Genomic DNA, 17,104 nt, shown 5'->3' on the forward strand with positions numbered 1-17,104 from the left:
GTTCTTATTGACCGGTGTCGAATACCCGCTGCAAATTCACTTTCGGCTCATCCCATGTGCCTGTAACACTGTAGGTTGCACTGGTGAGCTTGCTCAGAGGATCGCCCAGAATCTTGTCCAGCACAAACAGGGCACCACCAATGGGTGCACCGGCTCCCATCAGCAGTGCCGCCAGGGGCAGATTCTGGGTCAGGGGCAACACAACCACCAACCGCATATTTAGCTGCTCACTGGCCATATTGGTGGTTCCACTGAGTTTGAAGGCACCGGAGGGGCCCACCACCTGAAGTTCGGGATCCATCGTCAGCAAGCCGTTGATGATCTGAGCCTTGCCAGAAATTGCATCGAATGCCACGCCTCGCTCGTACAGATCGGAAAAATCGAGCTTGAGCCGCCGCCACAGCGTGTCCGAGTTCAGAAGATTGAAAACGCGGAACAACTGGGCGCTATTGTTACGCTCAAGAATCACGCCCTTATCCAGTCTCAGACTGACCGAGCCATTGAGCTCCGCTATCGAGAATTCATCCGGACGACCGGGCCAGTCCAAATCCAGTTGAATGTTGGTGGCCTCGTTGGTAACCGGCATGTCGGTGTCGAACAGGTTATTCAGGTCTGCCAGAGCACCACCGGTAATGGATCCCCAAAACCGGCTTGTCTCCTGCTCGCCAACGATGCTCCAGGTCATGTTACCCGTCAGCGTCAGGGAGTTTAACCGCCCCTCTATGTCATTGACGTTGAGCCGGTAGGGCTCGGGACGAAGCCGGAAGGCCCAGCCACCCAATGAATCAGTGTTCAGTTGGAGATCGGCGATAGTTACGTCAATGTCTGGCCAGTTGCCCATATCCAGGGCCCGGAACGCTTCGAGCTGTTTCTTCAGGGTGAGCAAATCCGCGGACTCCTTCGCAACTCCTTCACCGCGCATTAGCTGCAGTACCTCAAAATCCACCATTATCGTATCGCCATTGTCCGGGATCAGCACCTGCCCCTTCGCGCGCTTTGAGGTGGTTGTGACAACCCAGCGGTCGCCGAGATCCAGGGCATTGATGTCAATATCGGTCAGCACCTGGTTCCCGAGATAGAGATGGTCCAGGCGAAGGTCAAATCCGGTATCCTTCCACAACAGATCGAATGCCAGCCGGTTTTCCCATTCTCCGGTGACGCCCAGGCCTCCAGCAGCCGAGGGTTTAATGACCGCTCTGAGGGGCGCCACGTCGCCAGCGGGCTTTGACAACGGCTCCGGCCAGTCGACGGCCAGGTCTTCGAGGCTGGAGCGCACCCGGATGCCGGAAGTCGAATCCGCCCCCACATCCAGTTCGGCGATGTAGGACACCCTTCCCTGGAGGCCGAAACCGGCGTTCGCCGAAAGCCCCGCGCGGGCAAAAACACCCGGCACCGGAAGTTCTCCGGATTGGCGAATACTGAGAGCGTCCCCTGACCGGGCGCGACTGAACTCTATGGTGACCGGTTCACCGAAGAATTTCGCCGCCAGTGGGCCGCCGGAAAACCCGTCTTCGCTGTGGTAGGTCAGTTCGCCCCGGACACCCTCCCAGGCCAGACTGGCGGCGGGGTAAGCAACCGAACCGTCATCAACAGCAATGTTGGCCTCAACCACGGGGGGTTGCCCCGAACCAAGCGGCAGATCAATACCGAGGGCGAGCTGGTACTGGCCACCGTACTGCAATTTGCGGGCTTCGCTTCCGGCCATTTCCCCCAGTGGGCTGTTGTCCATCCAGTAACCCACCGACTCTCCGGGTACCCTTGCCGACGTATCCACCCTGACCCGGGCATTTTCCCCGGGAATGACCCTGACTGAACTCGGATTCAGGTTCAGCCCCCCGGTCTCACCAGCTTCGAGCCTGACCAGCGTGTTGCCGTTGTGAACCTCCACCAGGCCCCGGGCAGAGCGAACCTCCGGCCAGTTTTCGTCATAGCGAACGGTGGCCTGATCGAACTGGTAAACCATAGAGGAAACGAAGGAGCCCTGCGGAGCATCAGAGCCTATCTGGCCATGACCGTAGTAGGTTCCGGAGGTGATATCCGCTTCGAGGATGGCGGTTGTCAGCCAGTCGTACAATCCGTGGCCGACCGCTTTGACCGGAACAAAATTGGCCAGCATTTCGGCGGTGCCGTTTTTCAGCGACACCCTGAGACCAAGGTTGTCCTCGCCCTCGCGGTCCAGCTTCAGGTCAAACGCGCCCTCGATTTCCGTGCTCTCGTTGTAGACCATACGGACACTATCGGAGAATACCCGGGTGATGGGGCCATCCAGTTGCCAGGCGACCTGGCCCTCAAACACCGGGAATGACCAGGCGCTGCCATACAATTCAGGAAACTCGAGGCTTACGGGTGTCTCCCCGGCTGCAACCTGAACATAGCCGTTATGTCTGTCCAGAAAGATAGAACCGTTAACGGACGTGACCCCGGGTGCCCCGCCGTAGGCCCGGGCACTGGCATCCCGGAGCTGGCCCGAAAGCTCGAATTTCTCTGGAGACTGGTCAGGCAGGTACACTTCAAGCTGGTCAAGGAATCCGCCAGGGCGATAATTGCGCAGAGCCCTCAGCGCCCATTCCGGCAGGATCGGAAGTCTCGCGGCAAGGCGGCGGGTGGGCGCAAGCGGCAGCGCATCGGCGATCACCGACATACCGCCTTCCGAAGGCGCCAGGCGCAGATTGAACGGGGAAACCACGTCACCACTCCAGGTCCACTGGAGCTGTTTGATATGCCATTCCCCCAGGGCGAAGGAGTCGGACCCGCTCAGTTTCTCATCGGTCATAACGCTATGGCGACGACGCCAGCCAAATCGCGCGCGAATGTCTTCCAGAGGCGCAAGTGACTCATGCCCCACACCCAGTTGCAGGTACGGCGTCCGGACCCTGCCCGTCACCTGCTGCAGCAGACCGTTCCGGAACGTCAGCCAGGCCTCACCCCCGAGATCAAACCCTTCCACCCGAAGTGTTTGCCACTGGTATTCGTCGATCAGGCCGTCAAATAGCCGGCCGGAGTCCACATCGAGATAGAGCTGGCCCGTGAAATCTCCCCGGAAGAAGTGCTGCCCCACCAGGGCGAAGCTGGCGAGTTGCTGGGTAGTGCCCGATTGCATGGCCCGGCCGGAGGCATGGAACAGTCCGCGGCGATAGTCCAGATCCAGCTGGGGAATATAAAGATGGCGACGATTGCCCTGACTGTCCCGGATACCAAGATCTACCCGGGTGATCTTTACATAGGGATCAGACAGCCAGTTGCCTGCAAGCTCCAGCCACTCGTGGATCTGGCGACTGACCGGTTCCGGGATCTCGGCACCCCGGACAACCACATCGCCGCCCTGCTCCTGGTTAACTGTCAGTTCCAGGCCGTCTGCCTCAAAGTCCTCAAAGACAATTTTCAATCGCAGCAGGGAGGCCAGGGCATCAAACCGGATATTGAGGTACTGCAGGTTCGCCACAACAACACCGGTTTCAGTATTACTGATCCGGATATCACGGGCGGAAAAGGAAGGATCAAGCCAGTACCAGCGGGAGGAAAGACTGCCAATACTGACGTTGTGCCCCAGTCGGTCAGAAAGTTCGCTAGCCAGATCGTCACGAAAGCTGTCAACATTCCGGGTCAGCTGGCGCCCCAGGCCGGCATAGAGGGCAAATAGCACCAGCACGACCAACAGCAACCACCAGATCAGGCTGGCAAGGCGTGCTACCAGCCGAACCGGAGGGCTCTCTGGCAGGTTCTCCGGAAGCGGCGGCTGGTGATCGGTGGAGGACATCCGGGCACCTTACTCCACAACCCGGCAGATTGCCCCGGGGTCAGAGCAAAACGACATCGTACTGCTCCTGGCTATAAAACGGCTCTACCTGGAAACGAATGGTTTTGCTGATAAAAGTCTCCAGATCGGCCACGTTGTCCGATTCTTCATCCAGCAGGCGGTCGACCACACTCTGTGATGCCATGACCAGGTAACTCTCGGCATCGTAGGCGCGGTTGACCCGGAGAATCTCCCGGAAGATTTCGTAGCACACGGTCTCGGTGGTTTTGAGGAATCCGCGGCCGTCACAGATCGGGCAGGGCTCGCACAGCACCTGGCCGAGACTCTCCGTGGTGCGCTTGCGGGTCATCTCTACCAGACCCAGTTCCGATACGCCGGTAATCTTGGTTTTGGCGTGATCCCGCTCCAGCATTTTTTCCAGCATGCGGTGCACCTGACGCTGGTGTTCGGGATCTTCCATGTCGATAAAATCAATAATGATGATGCCACCGAGATTTCGCAAACGCAGCTGGCGGCTGATGGCGCGGGCGGCCTCGAGATTGGTTTTGAAGATGGTTTCTTCCAGATTCCTGTGGCCCACAAACGCGCCGGTATTGATATCAATGGTGGTCATGGCCTCGGTCTGATCGATGATCACGTACCCGCCGGACTTGAGCTGGACCTTGCGGCTCAGGGCTTTCTGGATCTCGTCTTCCACCGAGTAGAGATCGAATATGGGCCGTTCTCCCGGATAATACTCAACCTTGTCGGAAAACTCCGACACGAACTCATCCACAAACTCCATCACCCGTTGGTGGCTCTCACGGCTGTCGATGCGGACTTTCTCGGTCTGGGGCCGGATCAGATCCCGGATGGTACGAATGAACAGGGGCAGATCCTGGTAGACTACCGCCGGTGCCTGAACGCGGGAAATCCGCTCATGGATGGACTGACTCAACCGGTGCAGATAGGTCATGTCGCCAATCAGGTCTTCCGGTGATGCCGCCTCGGCAGCGGTCCGGATGATGTAGCCACCCCGGACGTCCGGGTCCTCTGCAGCGGCTTCCCCGATCAGCGTTTTGAGGCGTGCCCGCTCGTTATCGTCCTCGATCCTCTGGGAAATACCCACATGACTGACACCGGGCATGAACACCAGGTATCGGGACGGGATGGAGAGCTGGGTTGTCAGCCGCGCGCCCTTGGTGCCAATCGGGTCTTTGGTGACCTGAACGACCAGCGACTGGCCCTCACGAAGCAGGCTGCGAATGTCCGGAACGGTTTTCGGGGTATCGGCCGGATCATCGCCATTGGACTGGCTCGGAACCACATCGGAGGCATGAATAAACGCCGCCCGTTCCAGACCAATATCGACGAACGCCGCTTCCATACCCGGCAACACCCGCACCACCTTGCCCTTGTAAATGTTCCCGACAATCCCTTTTCTGCTGGTGCGCTCAATATAGGCTTCCTGCAGCATGCCGTTCTCAACCAGCGCCACGCGGGTTTCCACGGGCGTGACGTTGATCAGGATCTCTTCACTCATGATGTTTGGCTCTCCAGACTGCGCGGCCAGTTTTTCCAGACCGGGTAACCGGCATCTGCCAGTAATGCTGCTGTTTCCTGCAGCGGCAATCCAACCACGGCACTGTAGCTACCCCGAAGTTCATTGACAAAAATACCACCAAGCCCCTGAATTCCATAACTCCCGGCCTTGTCCATTGGTTCACCGCTGGCAACATAGGCGTCGATTTCGTTTGCAGACAATGCCCTGAACCGGACTTCGGTTACCACAAGCCGGGAATGGCATACGCCACCACAAGCCAGTGCCACAGCGGTCATCACCTGATGGGTAGCACCGGAGAGCCGGGCCAGGGTCGCCCTGGCCTCGCCGGCGCCGGAGGGTTTACCGAGGATGACACGATCAAGAACCACGGACGTATCCGAGCCCAGTACCAGGCATTCCGGAGATGATTGTGCCACCAACAGCGCCTTCTCCCTGGCCAGCCGCTCCACATAGTGTTCCGGCGTTTCGCGAGGCTCCGGCGTTTCATCGATATCCGCCGGACGAACAGAAAAACTCAGGCCGATTTGCTGCAACAGCTCTGCCCGGCGTGGCGAAGCCGAGGCAAGAATGATTGGCGACATGGCTAACCCAGTTTGCGGTTAATGTTGTCCAGCAGAATGGAGAATACCGGCCATACCAGGGCGCTGGTCAGAGCCGGCCAGAGATAACTGAATCCGGCAGTCTCGCCACCAAGCAGCTGCTTCAGGAAATGCACCAGCATCTGGTTGATCCCGAGCAACAGGAACACCATCAGGCACTGCTGGGGAATCGGATACATGCGAAGACGCTGGTGGATGGTAAGCACCAGGAAGGCAGTCAGAGCCATGGCCATGGCGTTCACACCGAGGGGGGTCGCCTCAAGGACGTCCAGCAGCAGCCCGAGACACCAGGCCAGCAGAATGCCGAACTGGGCCGGTGCCCGGAACGTCCAGTAGAAAACGACCAGCCCCAGCCACTCAGGACGGAACTCGAACCAGCCAACGGGGAACAGGGAAATACTGAAAACCAGGGCGACAATCACAGACAGTACGAAAACCGGATAGCTGATTACCGACAGCATCAGTCCTGCCCTCCCTGCACGGCGTCTGCCTCAGCGTTAGCGGCGGGCTCGCCTTCAACGGCCTCACCTTCGGTCGATAACGGTCCGTCCGGTGGAAACACCACCAGCACCAGACGGCTCTGGTTTAGTTGCGCTTTCGGCGTTGCCTCTATGGAGATGAACGGCTCACCCGGTTCCTTGGTAATGCGGCTTACTTCTGCCACCGGGTAGCCCCGGGGGAACCGGCCACCGAGACCGGAACTTACCAGAAGATCGCCTTCCCGGATGTCTGCGGTGTCTGGCACATGGACCAGATCAAGGGTATCGCTATCGCCGGTGCCCAGCAGGATAGCCCGCAATCCGTTGCGGACCACTTCCACCGGAACGGCGTGGCTGCTGTCAGACACCAGAAGTACTCGAGACGTTAACTGACTGCTCTGCACCACCTGCCCCATCAATCCGTGAGCATCCAGAATGGCCTGGCCTGGCACGAGGCCATCGCGCCGACCCTTGTTGATAATGACTTCATGGGAGAATGGGTCCGGAGAGACACCCACCACTTCGCCCACGATGACGCGGTCGTCCAGCACCTCGGAGGAGTTCATCAGGCGGCGCAGTTCGTTGTTTTCAGAGGCAAGGGCCGCGTATTTCAGGGCGCGCCGTTCCAGGATCAGCAAGCGGGCCCGGAGGTCTTCGTTTTCCTGCTGCAGGTCTTTCTTGTTTTCAAACAGCCCTGCCACCCAATCGGTGAATTCATAGGGTGCATTGCCGAGCCAGTACACAGGAGCCAGACCTGTGGCAATGGTGCTGCGCACGGTTGAGACCTTGTCGAAACGCGCATCGGCAACCACCAGGGCTGCCGATACGAGAAGAACAATGAGGAGTCTGAAGCCAGGAACAGGCCCCTGGACAAAAATGGTTTTAATGGCGAGCCCTCCCCACGGGATTATCCCTCCTGGGAGAACATTCCGATGCCACCCCGGTCAATCACTTCCAGTGCCTTGCCGCCACCCCGGGCGACGCAGGTCAGCGGGTCTTCAGCGATGATTACCGGCAGGCCGGTTTCCTCGCTGATCAGCTTGTCCAGCCCGCGAAGCAGTGCGCCGCCGCCGGTCAGAACGATACCGCGCTCGGCGATGTCGGAGGCCAGTTCGGGCGGCGACTGCTCAAGGGCGCTCTTAACGGTCTGGACGATCTGGGCCAGGGATTCCTGCAGGGCGTCGAGGATTTCCTCGCTGTTCAGGGTGAAGGCCCTGGGCACGCCTTCTGCAAGGTTGCGACCACGCACGTCGATTTCGCGGATTTCGAGACCTTCGTAGGCGCAGCCGATTTCATGCTTGATGCGCTCGGCGGTGGAATCGCCGATCAGGCTGCCGTAGTTGCGGCGCACGTAGGTCACGATGGCCTCATCGAACTTGTCGCCGCCTACCCGGACAGACTCGGCATAGACAATGCCGTTCAGAGAGATGATGGCGATCTCGGTGGTGCCACCGCCGATGTCCACAATCATGGAGCCGCTGGCTTCTTCCACCGGAAGCCCGGCGCCAATGGCCGCGGCCATGGGCTCTTCAATCAGGAACACTTCGCGGGCGCCGGCGCCGAGGGCGGATTCACGGATGGCCTTGCGCTCTACCTGGGTGGATTTGCTGGGTACGCAGACCAGTACCCGCGGACTCGGGGTAATGAAGCTGTTTTCATGCACCTTGTGGATAAAATGCTGGAGCATTTTTTCGGTGACGACAAAATCTGCAATCACGCCGTCCTTCATGGGGCGGATGGCGGTGATGTTGCCGGGGGTACGGCCCAGCATGCGTTTGGCTTCCGCACCGACGGCGGCGACCATTTTCTGGGAACCACTGGTGCGGATGGCCACAACGGATGGCTCGTTCAGAACGATTCCGCGCTCACGGACGTAAATAAGGGTGTTGGCGGTGCCCAGGTCGATGGACAGGTCGCTTGAGAATAAGCCTCGGAGTCTTTTTATCAACATTCGTGTAGTTTCAACCTGAGAGTTGCAGTCGCAGAGAAAAGATGCGGCAACTTTAGCAGTGAGCACCCCGGCAGGCAAGGCGCGAACGGGCCTCACGCCTTACGGTTCACACATTTACCTTATGGGCTGGGGCCTCCCGCGATTGTTCGAATCTGTTACCATGTCGCTTTAATTTTTTGGCTTGGGTGAAGGGCCGCTCGGAGATCTCCTTTCAAAACACGCTACGAGCACATCCATGTGCGCTTGTTTCGGGCCGTCCATGGCCCTCAACAGTTTTGAAAGGAGATCTCCGACCGACCCCGAACTTCAGAACCGCCCTCAACTTCTTAAGATTTATTAACGACATTTCATTTACCTGGGAGGCAATGCGTGACCATTTCCCGCAAGGACATCGAGAAAGTCGCTGTGCTCGCCCGCATTCGCGTGGACGAGGAGCAGGTTTCGGCTCTGGAGAAGGATCTGGGCAATATCCTGGATCTGGTGGATCAGTTGGCTGCGGCCGATACCGACTCGGTTGAACCCATGGCCCATCCGCTGAATGCGGTCCAGCGCCTGCGGGCCGATGAGGTGACCGAGACCAATCAGCGGGAGGCGTTCCAGGCGATTGCGCCGGCCACCGAGAACGGGCTTTATCTGGTTCCCAGAGTCATTGAGTGAGCCATTGAGTGATCTGACGAACAGCGATTTCAGGATTCATCATGCATAACAAATCCGTAGCAGAGCTTTCCCGGGAACTGGAGAGCGGCCAGGTTTCCAGCGTTGAGCTGACCCAGCAGTTTCTCGACCGCATCAAGCAGGAAGATGGCAAGTACAACAGTTTTATTACCGTCACCGGGGAGCAGGCGCTGGCCGATGCCCGGGCGGCGGATGAGCAGCGGGCGACTGGGAATGCGACGCCCTGGACAGGGGTGCCGTTTGCCCACAAGGATATTTTCTGTACCAACGGCGTTCGTACCACCTGTGGTTCGAAAATGCTGGAGAATTTTGTTCCGCCCTACGATGCAACGGTCACCGCGAATTTCCGCCAGGCCGGGGCCGTGTGCCTGGGCAAGACCAACATGGATGAGTTCGCCATGGGGTCGTCCACCGAGTCCAGCTATTTTGGCGCGACCACCAACCCCTGGCGTTTGGGCCAGGGTGAAAAGCGGGTGCCAGGCGGTTCTTCCGGGGGCTCCGCGGCGGCGGTGGCGGCGCGGCTGGTGCCGGCGGCTACCGCAACGGACACCGGCGGCTCGATTCGTCAGCCGGCGGCGCTTTGCGGCGTGACCGGGCTGAAGCCGACGTACGGGCGGGTGTCCCGGTACGGGATGATTGCTTTTGCCTCCAGCCTCGACCAGGGCGGTACGATTGCCCGCAGCGCAGAGGATAACGCGCTGATGCTGAATGTGATGGCGGGGTTCGATCCGAAGGACTCTACCTCGATTGATCGTGAAGTTCCGGATTACACCGCCACGCTGAACGAGCCGTTAAAAGGTCTGAAGATCGGTTTGCCGAAAGAGTACTTCAGTGATCAGCTCAGCCCGGCGATGGAGCAACAGGTTCGCAATGCGGTAAAGGAATACGAGAATCTGGGCGCGACAGTGAAAGAGGTGTCCCTGCCCAACGCCAAACTGGCGATAGCGGCCTATTACGTGATTGCGCCGGCGGAAGCCTCCGCCAACCTGTCCCGTTTTGACGGGGTGCGTTACGGCTACCGCTGCGAAGATCCGAAGGATCTGATGGATCTGTATACCCGCACCCGTGCTGAAGGCTTTGGCACCGAGGTAAAACGCCGGATCCTGGTGGGCACCTACGCGCTGTCCGCCGGGTATTTCGATGCCTACTACCTGAAGGCCCAGAAGGTGCGCCGGCTGATCCAGCAGGATTTCATCAATGCCTTCAGGGAAGTGGATGTGCTGATGAGCCCGACCACGCCCTCCCCGGCGTTCATCCAGGGCGAGAAAACCAGCGACCCGGTCACTATGTACCTGGAAGACGTGTTCACCATCGCCATCAACCTGGCGGGCATTCCAGCCATGTCGGTGCCGGCGGGTTTCGTCGATGGTCTGCCGGTGGGCCTGCAGATCATCGGGGATTATTTCTCCGAGGCGCGTTTGCTGAACGCCGCCCATCAATTCCAGCAGGTGACCGACTGGCACCAGCGTGAACCGCAATAAGCCCGGGACAGGCCCCATACAGGAGAGAGCAACTATGCAGTGGGACATTGTGATCGGGCTGGAAATTCACGTTCAGCTCGCCACCCGAACCAAGATCTTTTCCGGCTCCAGCACCGCTTACGGCGCCGAGCCCAACACCCAGGCCAACGCCGTTGACCTGGCCATGCCCGGCACCCTGCCCGTGCCCAACGAGCAGGCCTTCCGCTACGCGGTGATGTTTGGCCTGGCGGTGAACGCCGAGATTGAACGCCGCTCGGTGTTCGAACGGAAGAACTATTTCTACCCGGACCTGCCGAAGGGCTACCAGACCACCCAGCTGGAGCGTCCGATCGTCGGCCCCGGCTACGTGGACATTGATCTGGCCAACGGTGAGACCCGGCGCGTGCGCATTCACCACGCTCACCTGGAAGAAGACGCCGGCAAATCCCTCCATGAGGATTTTCATGGCATGACTGGCGTGGACCTCAACCGGGCCGGGACCCCACTGATCGAAGTGGTCACCGAACCGGATATGAATAATGCCGAGGAAGCCGTGGCGTTCGCCAAAAAACTGCACGGCATTGTAACCTCGCTGGGTATCTGCGATGGCGACATGTCCCAGGGCTCCATGCGCTTCGACGTGAACATCTCCCTGAAGCCAAAAGGCTCGGACACCCTCGGCACCCGCACCGAAACCAAGAACCTGAACTCATTCCGCTTCATGGAACAGGCCATTGCCCACGAAGTGGAACGACAGATGGACATCCTGGAAGACGGCGGCAGAATTGTGCAGGAAACCCGCCTGTACAATGGCGACCGGGACGAATCCCGCTCCATGCGCACCAAGGAAGAAGCCAACGACTACCGCTACTTCCCCTGCCCGGACCTGCTGCCGGTGGAAATTGATGACTCGTTCATTAGCGAAGCCCGCAACCGCCTCCCGGAACTGCCGGATGCACGGAAGGCACGGTTCAAGGACCAGTACGGCCTGAACGACTACGACGCCGGCCTGCTCAGCGGCGACTCCAAACTGGCCACGTTCTTCGAGGAAGCCGCCAGCCACGGCAAAGACGCCAAGCTGGTCGCCAACTGGATCCAGGGCGAATTTTCCGCCCGCCTGAATGCCGAGGAGAAGACCGTTGCCGACTCCCCCATCACCGGCGCCCAGTTGGGTGACCTGGTGGTGCGGATTGCCGATAACACGGTTTCCTCTGCTGGCGCAAAGAAGGTGTTTGAAGCGCTGTGGTCTGGCGAAAACGACAACGTGGACGCGATCATCGACGCCAAGGGCCTGAAGCAGGTGTCTGACACCGGTGCGCTGGAAGCCATGGTAGACGAGGTGCTGGCCGGGATGCCGGATCAGGTGGCCCAGTATCAGCAGGAATCCGATCCCAAGAAACAGAAGAAGATGCTTGGCGGGTTTATGGGGCCTCTAATGAAGGCCTCCAAGGGTCAGGGAAATCCCAAGCTGTTTAACGAGATTCTGGTTCGCAAGCTTGGGGGGTAAGCCTTGGGCTTTGGGTCGTGGTTTTGATTGCGGCCCCAGCCTGGTAGATGTGGGGGAGGCCTCGGCAGGAGGCTGCCCAGCTCAGAGATAAACCCAGATAAAACACTTACACGCTGCTTTTGCGGGTAACTGCCTGTTCGGCCAGCGGGGGGGCGGACCGCTTTCCAATACTGGGCGGGCACATGGGTGGCGGAGCCGAAGCCTCACATGGATGTGCGCCAAGGAGGGTTTTTTGGAAACCCGCCCCCACCCGTGCGTTAACTCCAGTTTTAGAAGGCTACCTAATAAGCCGGGCCCAAAGATCATACTCATCGGCATGCTCAACCACGGCCTGAACAATCTCACCGGGCACAAGATCCGTCTCATCGTTTAGGTAGACCATCCCGTCAATCTCCGGCGCATCGGCTTTGGAACGGCCAATGGCGCCTTCTTCGTCCACTTCGTCGATCAGAACGTCGATGGTCTGGCCGATCCTGGCCTGCAGGCGGGCGGCGGAAATCTTAGCCTGTTTTTCCATGAAGCGGGCCAGGCGCGCTTCTTTCACTTCCTCAGGCACCGCACCTTCCAGTTCGTTGGCCTTGGCGCCTTCCACCGGGCTGTATTTGAACGCGCCCACGCGGTCCAGCTGGGCTTCGTCGAGCCAGTCCAGCAGGTACTGGAAATCTTCCTCGGTTTCGCCGGGGAAGCCGACGATAAACGTTGAGCGGATGGTCAGTTCCGGGCAGATGTCCCGCCACCTGCGGATGCGCTCCAGGGTTTTGCTGTCGTGGGCCGGGCGTTTCATGGCCCTGAGGACTTTCGGGCTGGCGTGCTGGAACGGGATATCCAGGTACGGCAGGATCTTGCCTTCGGCCATCAGCGGGATGATGTCGTCCACATGGGGATAGGGATACACATAGTGCAAACGCACCCACACGCCCATTTCACCCAGGGCCTCGCACAGCGACTGCATCTTGGTTTTCAGCGGGCGGCCCTGCCAGAAGCCGGTGCGGTATTTGGTATCGACACCATACGCAGAAGTGTCCTGGGAAATCACCAGCAGTTCCTTGACGCCGGCATCCACCAGGCGCTGGGCTTCGTCCATCACATCGCCGATGGGCCGGCTGACCAGATCGCCGCGCATGGAGGGGATGATGCAGAAGGTGCAGCGGTGGTTGCAGCCCTCGGAAATTTTCAGATAGGCATAATGCCTCGGGGTCAGTTTGATGCCCTGGGGCGGGACCAGATCGGTGAACGGATCGTGTTGCTTTTTCTGGGGCACGAACTGGTGAACCGCACCGACCACTTCTTCATAGGCATGAGGACCGGAAACCGCCAGAACGCCGGGGTGGGTCTCGCGGATCTTGTCGGCTTCGACACCCATGCAGCCGGTGACGATGACTTTCCCGTTTTCACTGATGGCCTCGCCAATAGCATCCAGGGATTCCTGCTTGGCAGCATCAATAAAGCCACAGGTATTCACCACCACGATATCGGCGTCGTCATAGGTGGAGGCTACGTTATACCCATCGAGCCGGAGTTGGGTGAGGATACGCTCTGAGTCCACGAGGGCCTTGGGGCAGCCAAGGCTGATAAAGCCGACCTTGCCATTACCGGTTTCTGTAGCGGGGTTCTGGGTGTTGTCTGTCATAAAAAGCTTGGAATTCCCGGAGCTCAGTGAAAGCCCACACATGAATGAAGGCCGGCATTTTACACCAGCCACGGTGCCGCCTGCAGCAAAACCTGTAACATAAGACCGGCCGGCATTTCCGGTGGCTAATACTGACAGGCGTCAATTTTTGTGACGCTTCGTTCAGAAAGGTTTAATAAAACTGCCACAATAAGCGTCAGGCTTCTTGCTGATCACAAAGTAAACAACTACACTTTCATGCGCTTATCATGAGTTTAAGTGTTTTTCTGGAAGGGATTTATGGGAAAGGCAGCCTCATTCGAAACCAGACACGCCAGAAGAGTCAACATGAAACCTGTCGCCGCCAAACTGAATCTGCGCAACCAGCAACGGGTGGACGTAGCCACCGACATCACCCTTGAAAAACCGGACGGCTGCTGCCTTACCTGTTCGATCTCCAATCTTTCACGCACCGGCGTGATGATTTCCTGCAATCAGGCAACGGTGAAGCAGTTGATTCCAGAGCAAAAGGCGCCTGCTCCCGGCAACTGGGTTGCCGTCAAAGCCCGGTTCTCGGTGCCCGTCGTTGCCACGCAACCGGTCTCCATCGTTGCAGACGGCAATATCGTTCATATGCGCCGGATTGCCAGAGATGAATTCCAACTGGGCATCCAGTTCGCCGAGTTCGAGGGCAACGGCTTCGACTATGTCGACCGCTACGTTGCCAAACTACTGGCCGACTCCTGCAATCCAGCCTGAGCCCAAACACCCGTTTTTCGAAAGCCCTGCGCCCGCCACCTGCTATATTGTTATAGCGCCAATGTCTAGTTGACCGTCTTCTTATGCCCTTGCTGGCTCTGGTATAGTTGCGCTATCAATTCGCATAGCCACAACGGCCCGCACGGCGGCAACGGATTACCATGACCACATACAACCTCACGCATCTGAAACAGCTGGAAGCGGAAAGCATCCACATCATCCGGGAAGTCGCAGCCGAGTTCGACAACCCGGTGATGCTGTATTCCATCGGCAAGGACTCCGCGGTAATGCTGCACCTGGCCCGCAAGGCCTTTTATCCGGGTAAACCGCCCTTCCCTCTCATGCACGTGGACACCACTTGGAAATTCCGGGATATGATCGACTTCCGGGACCGCAAGGTGAAGGAATACGGTCTGGACCTGATCGTTCACAAGAACGAGGACGGCATCAAACAGGGCATTGGCCCATTCACTCACGGCAGTGCCAAGCACACCGACGTAATGAAAACCCAGGCCCTCAAGCAAGCCCTGGACAAGTACAAGTTTGATGCGGCGTTCGGCGGCGCCCGCCGGGACGAAGAAAAATCCCGTGCCAAGGAGCGTGTCTATTCCTTCCGCGACGAATACCACCGCTGGGACCCCAAGAACCAACGTCCTGAACTCTGGAACATCTACAACGGCAAGATCAACAAGGGCGAAAGCATTCGGGTATTCCCGCTGTCCAACTGGACCGAGCTGGATATCTGGCAGTACATCTACCTGGAAAATATCGAGATCGTTCCCCTTTACTACTCCGCGGTGCGCCCGGTGGTTGAGCGCGACGGCACCCTGATCATGGTGGACGATGACCGAATGCCGCTGAAAGAGGGCGAGAAGCCGATGATGAAATCCATCCGCTTCCGCACCCTCGGCTGCTACCCGTTAACCGGCGCCATTGAATCCGAAGCCACCACGTTGCCGGAGATCATCCAGGAAATGCTGCTGGCCACCAGTTCCGAGCGTCAGGGTCGCGTTATCGACCATGATTCAGCCGGCTCCATGGAACAGAAAAAGCGGGAAGGGTACTTCTAAGATGTCACACCAGTCTGATCTGATTGCGGAAGATATTCAGGCCTACCTGAAACAGCACGAAAACAAGGAACTCCTGCGCCTGCTCACCTGCGGCAGCGTGGACGACGGCAAGAGCACGCTGATTGGTCGCCTGCTGCATGACACCAAGATGATCTATGAAGATCACATGGCCAGCCTGAAAACCGACAGTGCCAAGATGGGGACTACCGGCGAAAAGCTGGACCTGGCCCTGCTGGTGGACGGCCTGCAGGCGGAGCGCGAACAGGGCATCACCATTGATGTGGCCTACCGGTATTTTTCCACCGACAAGCGCAAGTTCATCATCGCCGACACCCCGGGCCATGAGCAGTACACCCGCAACATGGCCACCGGCGCGTCCACGGCGCAGGTTGCGATCCTGATGATCGATGCCCGCCACGGTGTGCTGACCCAGACCCGCCGGCATTCCTACATTGCATCGCTGCTGGGTATCCGCCACATTGTGGTCGCCATCAACAAGATGGATCTGGTGGATTTCAGCGAAGAGCGCTTCAACGAGATCCGGGACGACTATCTGGCGTTTGCCGCCAAACTGGGCCTGAAGGACATCCGCTTCGTGCCGATTTCCGCCCTGGAAGGCGATAACGTGGTGAACAAGAGCGAGCACACGCCCTGGTTCACCGGCCAGCCGCTGATGGAAATCCTGGAAACCGTGGAAGTCGGTCGGGACAAGAACCTGGAGCATTTCCGCTTCCCGGTTCAGTACGTAACCCGCCCGAACCTGAACTTTCGCGGCTTCTGCGGCACCATCGCCTCCGGCGTGATCCGCCCGGGCGAGAAAATCATGGCGCTGCCCTCCCGGCGCACCAGCACGGTGAAAGAGGTGGTAACCTTCGACGGCAACCTTGAAGAAGCCTATATCGACCAGGCGGTCACCCTCACGCTGACCGACGAAATCGACGTCAGCCGTGGCGACATGCTGGTAAAAGCGGAAGATGAGCCTGAAGTGGGCAACCGTTTCAACGCCAACATCGTGTGGATGACCGACGCGCCCCTGGAAACCGGCCGCCTGTATGACATCAAGCTGGGCCCCACCTTTACCTCCGGCACGGTGAAGAAGATTCACCATCAGACCGATGTAAACAGCCTGGAAAGGAACGAGAATCCTTCTGCCCTGCAACTGAATGAGATCGGCCTGTGCGAACTGACCCTGAACCAGCCGATTGCCTTTGATGCCTACCAGCGGAACCACGCCACCGGCAGCTTTATCGTGATCGACCGGCTGACCAACGTCACCATCGGTGCCGGTATGGTGGCGGGCCTGGCGGATGCTGGCGAATCCCTGGATCCGGTGTCCGTTGAAGAACGCGAACGCCGCCTGGCCCAGAAGCCTGCGATCATCGCGTGCAATGGCAAGCAGGCACCGGCCCTGGCATTGGCTCTGGAACGGGCGCTGTTTGATCAGGGTAAAACCACCATCGTGCTCAGCGAAGACAATGCCGGCAATGTTGATGATCGCCGCCGCTCCGCACAGGTCATCAGCGCCCACGGCGTCATCGCGATTGTGGCAAACCTCGGCTCGGACATCGCCTCGGCTTCCATCTGCGCAGACGACAGTGAAGAAATCGCAGGCGCGGTCAGCAAACTGGTGCAAGACCTGGTGCGCAACAAGCGAATCTGAGCCGAATGACGGATGAAAGGCCCCCGCTGGCAGTG

13 protein-coding genes are annotated in these 17,104 nt (G+C 58.8%); 6 read left to right on the top strand and 7 right to left on the bottom strand.

Annotated elements, in window-relative coordinates; all coding sequences use genetic code 11:
• Window positions 1-4 precede the first annotated feature (4 nt).
• The 6 genes from AC13C0_RS07245 to AC13C0_RS07270 form a co-directional block, all read right to left on the bottom strand.
• Window positions 5-3,757, bottom strand: a complete 3,753-nt coding sequence (locus AC13C0_RS07245) for a YhdP family phospholipid transporter (protein WP_341582389.1) — start codon at window positions 3,755-3,757, stop codon at window positions 5-7.
• 40 nt (window positions 3,758-3,797) lie between these two features.
• Window positions 3,798-5,279 (bottom strand): ribonuclease G, encoded by a 1,482-nt coding sequence (rng, locus tag AC13C0_RS07250; RefSeq protein WP_117617783.1) that lies wholly within the window; start codon window positions 5,277-5,279, stop codon window positions 3,798-3,800.
• The gene (locus AC13C0_RS07255) at window positions 5,276-5,881 is read right to left on the bottom strand and encodes a Maf family protein (RefSeq protein WP_117617784.1); all 606 of its coding nucleotides are present in this window, start codon (window positions 5,879-5,881) and stop codon (window positions 5,276-5,278) included. Before AC13C0_RS07255 ends, rng begins: the two co-directional genes overlap by 4 nt.
• A gap of 2 nt (window positions 5,882-5,883) precedes the next feature.
• A complete protein-coding gene (gene mreD / locus AC13C0_RS07260) occupies window positions 5,884-6,360 on the bottom strand; it encodes a rod shape-determining protein MreD (RefSeq protein ID WP_117617785.1) in 477 nt (158 codons plus the stop codon).
• Window positions 6,360-7,193 carry a rod shape-determining protein MreC gene (gene mreC / locus AC13C0_RS07265; protein WP_341582777.1) on the bottom strand — a complete coding sequence of 278 codons (834 nt, stop codon included), beginning with the start codon at window positions 7,191-7,193 and terminating at the stop codon, window positions 6,360-6,362. The genes mreD and mreC overlap by 1 nt, the downstream gene beginning before the upstream one ends.
• Window positions 7,194-7,285: 92 nt before the next feature.
• Window positions 7,286-8,326, bottom strand: a complete 1,041-nt coding sequence (locus AC13C0_RS07270; protein ID WP_070973515.1) for a rod shape-determining protein — start codon at window positions 8,324-8,326, stop codon at window positions 7,286-7,288.
• Between the two features lie 372 nt (window positions 8,327-8,698).
• On the opposite strand from AC13C0_RS07270, the gene gatC reads away from it, so the two are divergent.
• From gatC to gatB, 3 genes are read left to right on the top strand one after another with little or no spacing between them, the layout of a single operon-like run.
• Complete coding sequence (gene gatC, locus AC13C0_RS07275) at window positions 8,699-8,986, top strand: Asp-tRNA(Asn)/Glu-tRNA(Gln) amidotransferase subunit GatC (RefSeq protein ID WP_117617787.1); 288 nt, start codon at window positions 8,699-8,701, stop codon at window positions 8,984-8,986.
• 41 nt (window positions 8,987-9,027) lie between these two features.
• Window positions 9,028-10,485: an Asp-tRNA(Asn)/Glu-tRNA(Gln) amidotransferase subunit GatA gene (gatA, locus tag AC13C0_RS07280; protein ID WP_341582390.1), complete on the top strand. Its 1,458-nt coding sequence runs from the start codon at window positions 9,028-9,030 to the stop codon at window positions 10,483-10,485.
• Between the two features lie 34 nt (window positions 10,486-10,519).
• On the top strand, window positions 10,520-11,971 hold the full coding sequence (gene gatB / locus AC13C0_RS07285; RefSeq protein WP_341582391.1) for an Asp-tRNA(Asn)/Glu-tRNA(Gln) amidotransferase subunit GatB: 1,452 nt from the start codon (window positions 10,520-10,522) through the stop codon (window positions 11,969-11,971).
• A gap of 277 nt (window positions 11,972-12,248) precedes the next feature.
• On the opposite strand, the gene rimO is transcribed toward gatB, so the two are convergent.
• A complete protein-coding gene (gene rimO, locus AC13C0_RS07290; RefSeq protein ID WP_341582392.1) occupies window positions 12,249-13,601 on the bottom strand; it encodes a 30S ribosomal protein S12 methylthiotransferase RimO in 1,353 nt (450 codons plus the stop codon).
• 327 nt (window positions 13,602-13,928) lie between these two features.
• Between rimO and AC13C0_RS07295 the strand changes: the two genes are divergently transcribed.
• The 3 genes from AC13C0_RS07295 (at window position 13,929) to cysN (ending at window position 17,069) form a co-directional block, all read left to right on the top strand.
• Complete coding sequence (locus AC13C0_RS07295) at window positions 13,929-14,339, top strand: PilZ domain-containing protein (protein WP_482954202.1); 411 nt, start codon at window positions 13,929-13,931, stop codon at window positions 14,337-14,339.
• 161 nt (window positions 14,340-14,500) lie between these two features.
• Complete coding sequence (gene cysD, locus AC13C0_RS07300; protein ID WP_117617791.1) at window positions 14,501-15,409, top strand: sulfate adenylyltransferase subunit CysD; 909 nt, start codon at window positions 14,501-14,503, stop codon at window positions 15,407-15,409.
• A gap of 1 nt (window position 15,410) precedes the next feature.
• Window positions 15,411-17,069, top strand: coding sequence for a sulfate adenylyltransferase subunit CysN (gene cysN, locus AC13C0_RS07305; RefSeq protein ID WP_117617792.1), 1,659 nt, complete (start codon window positions 15,411-15,413; stop codon window positions 17,067-17,069).
• Window positions 17,070-17,104 lie beyond the last annotated feature (35 nt).

The organism is Marinobacter sp. B-21, from assembly GCF_056857895.1.

Excerpts from the sequence above, each read along its gene's own strand:
- gatB (WP_341582391.1), top strand. The coding sequence starts at position 10,520 with ATGCAGTGGGACATTGTGATCGGGCTGGAAATTCACGTTCAGCTCGCC.
- rimO (WP_341582392.1), bottom strand. The coding sequence starts at position 13,601 with ATGACAGACAACACCCAGAACCCCGCTACAGAAACCGGTAATGGCAAG.
- mreD (WP_117617785.1), bottom strand. The coding sequence starts at position 6,360 with ATGCTGTCGGTAATCAGCTATCCGGTTTTCGTACTGTCTGTGATTGTC.
- gatA (WP_341582390.1), top strand. The coding sequence starts at position 9,028 with ATGCATAACAAATCCGTAGCAGAGCTTTCCCGGGAACTGGAGAGCGGC.
- AC13C0_RS07255 (WP_117617784.1), bottom strand. The coding sequence starts at position 5,881 with ATGTCGCCAATCATTCTTGCCTCGGCTTCGCCACGCCGGGCAGAGCTG.
- AC13C0_RS07295 (WP_482954202.1), top strand. The coding sequence starts at position 13,929 with ATGAAACCTGTCGCCGCCAAACTGAATCTGCGCAACCAGCAACGGGTG.
- rng (WP_117617783.1), bottom strand. The coding sequence starts at position 5,279 with ATGAGTGAAGAGATCCTGATCAACGTCACGCCCGTGGAAACCCGCGTG.
- cysD (WP_117617791.1), top strand. The coding sequence starts at position 14,501 with ATGACCACATACAACCTCACGCATCTGAAACAGCTGGAAGCGGAAAGC.
- cysN (WP_117617792.1), top strand. The coding sequence starts at position 15,411 with ATGTCACACCAGTCTGATCTGATTGCGGAAGATATTCAGGCCTACCTG.
- AC13C0_RS07245 (WP_341582389.1), bottom strand. The coding sequence starts at position 3,757 with ATGTCCTCCACCGATCACCAGCCGCCGCTTCCGGAGAACCTGCCAGAG.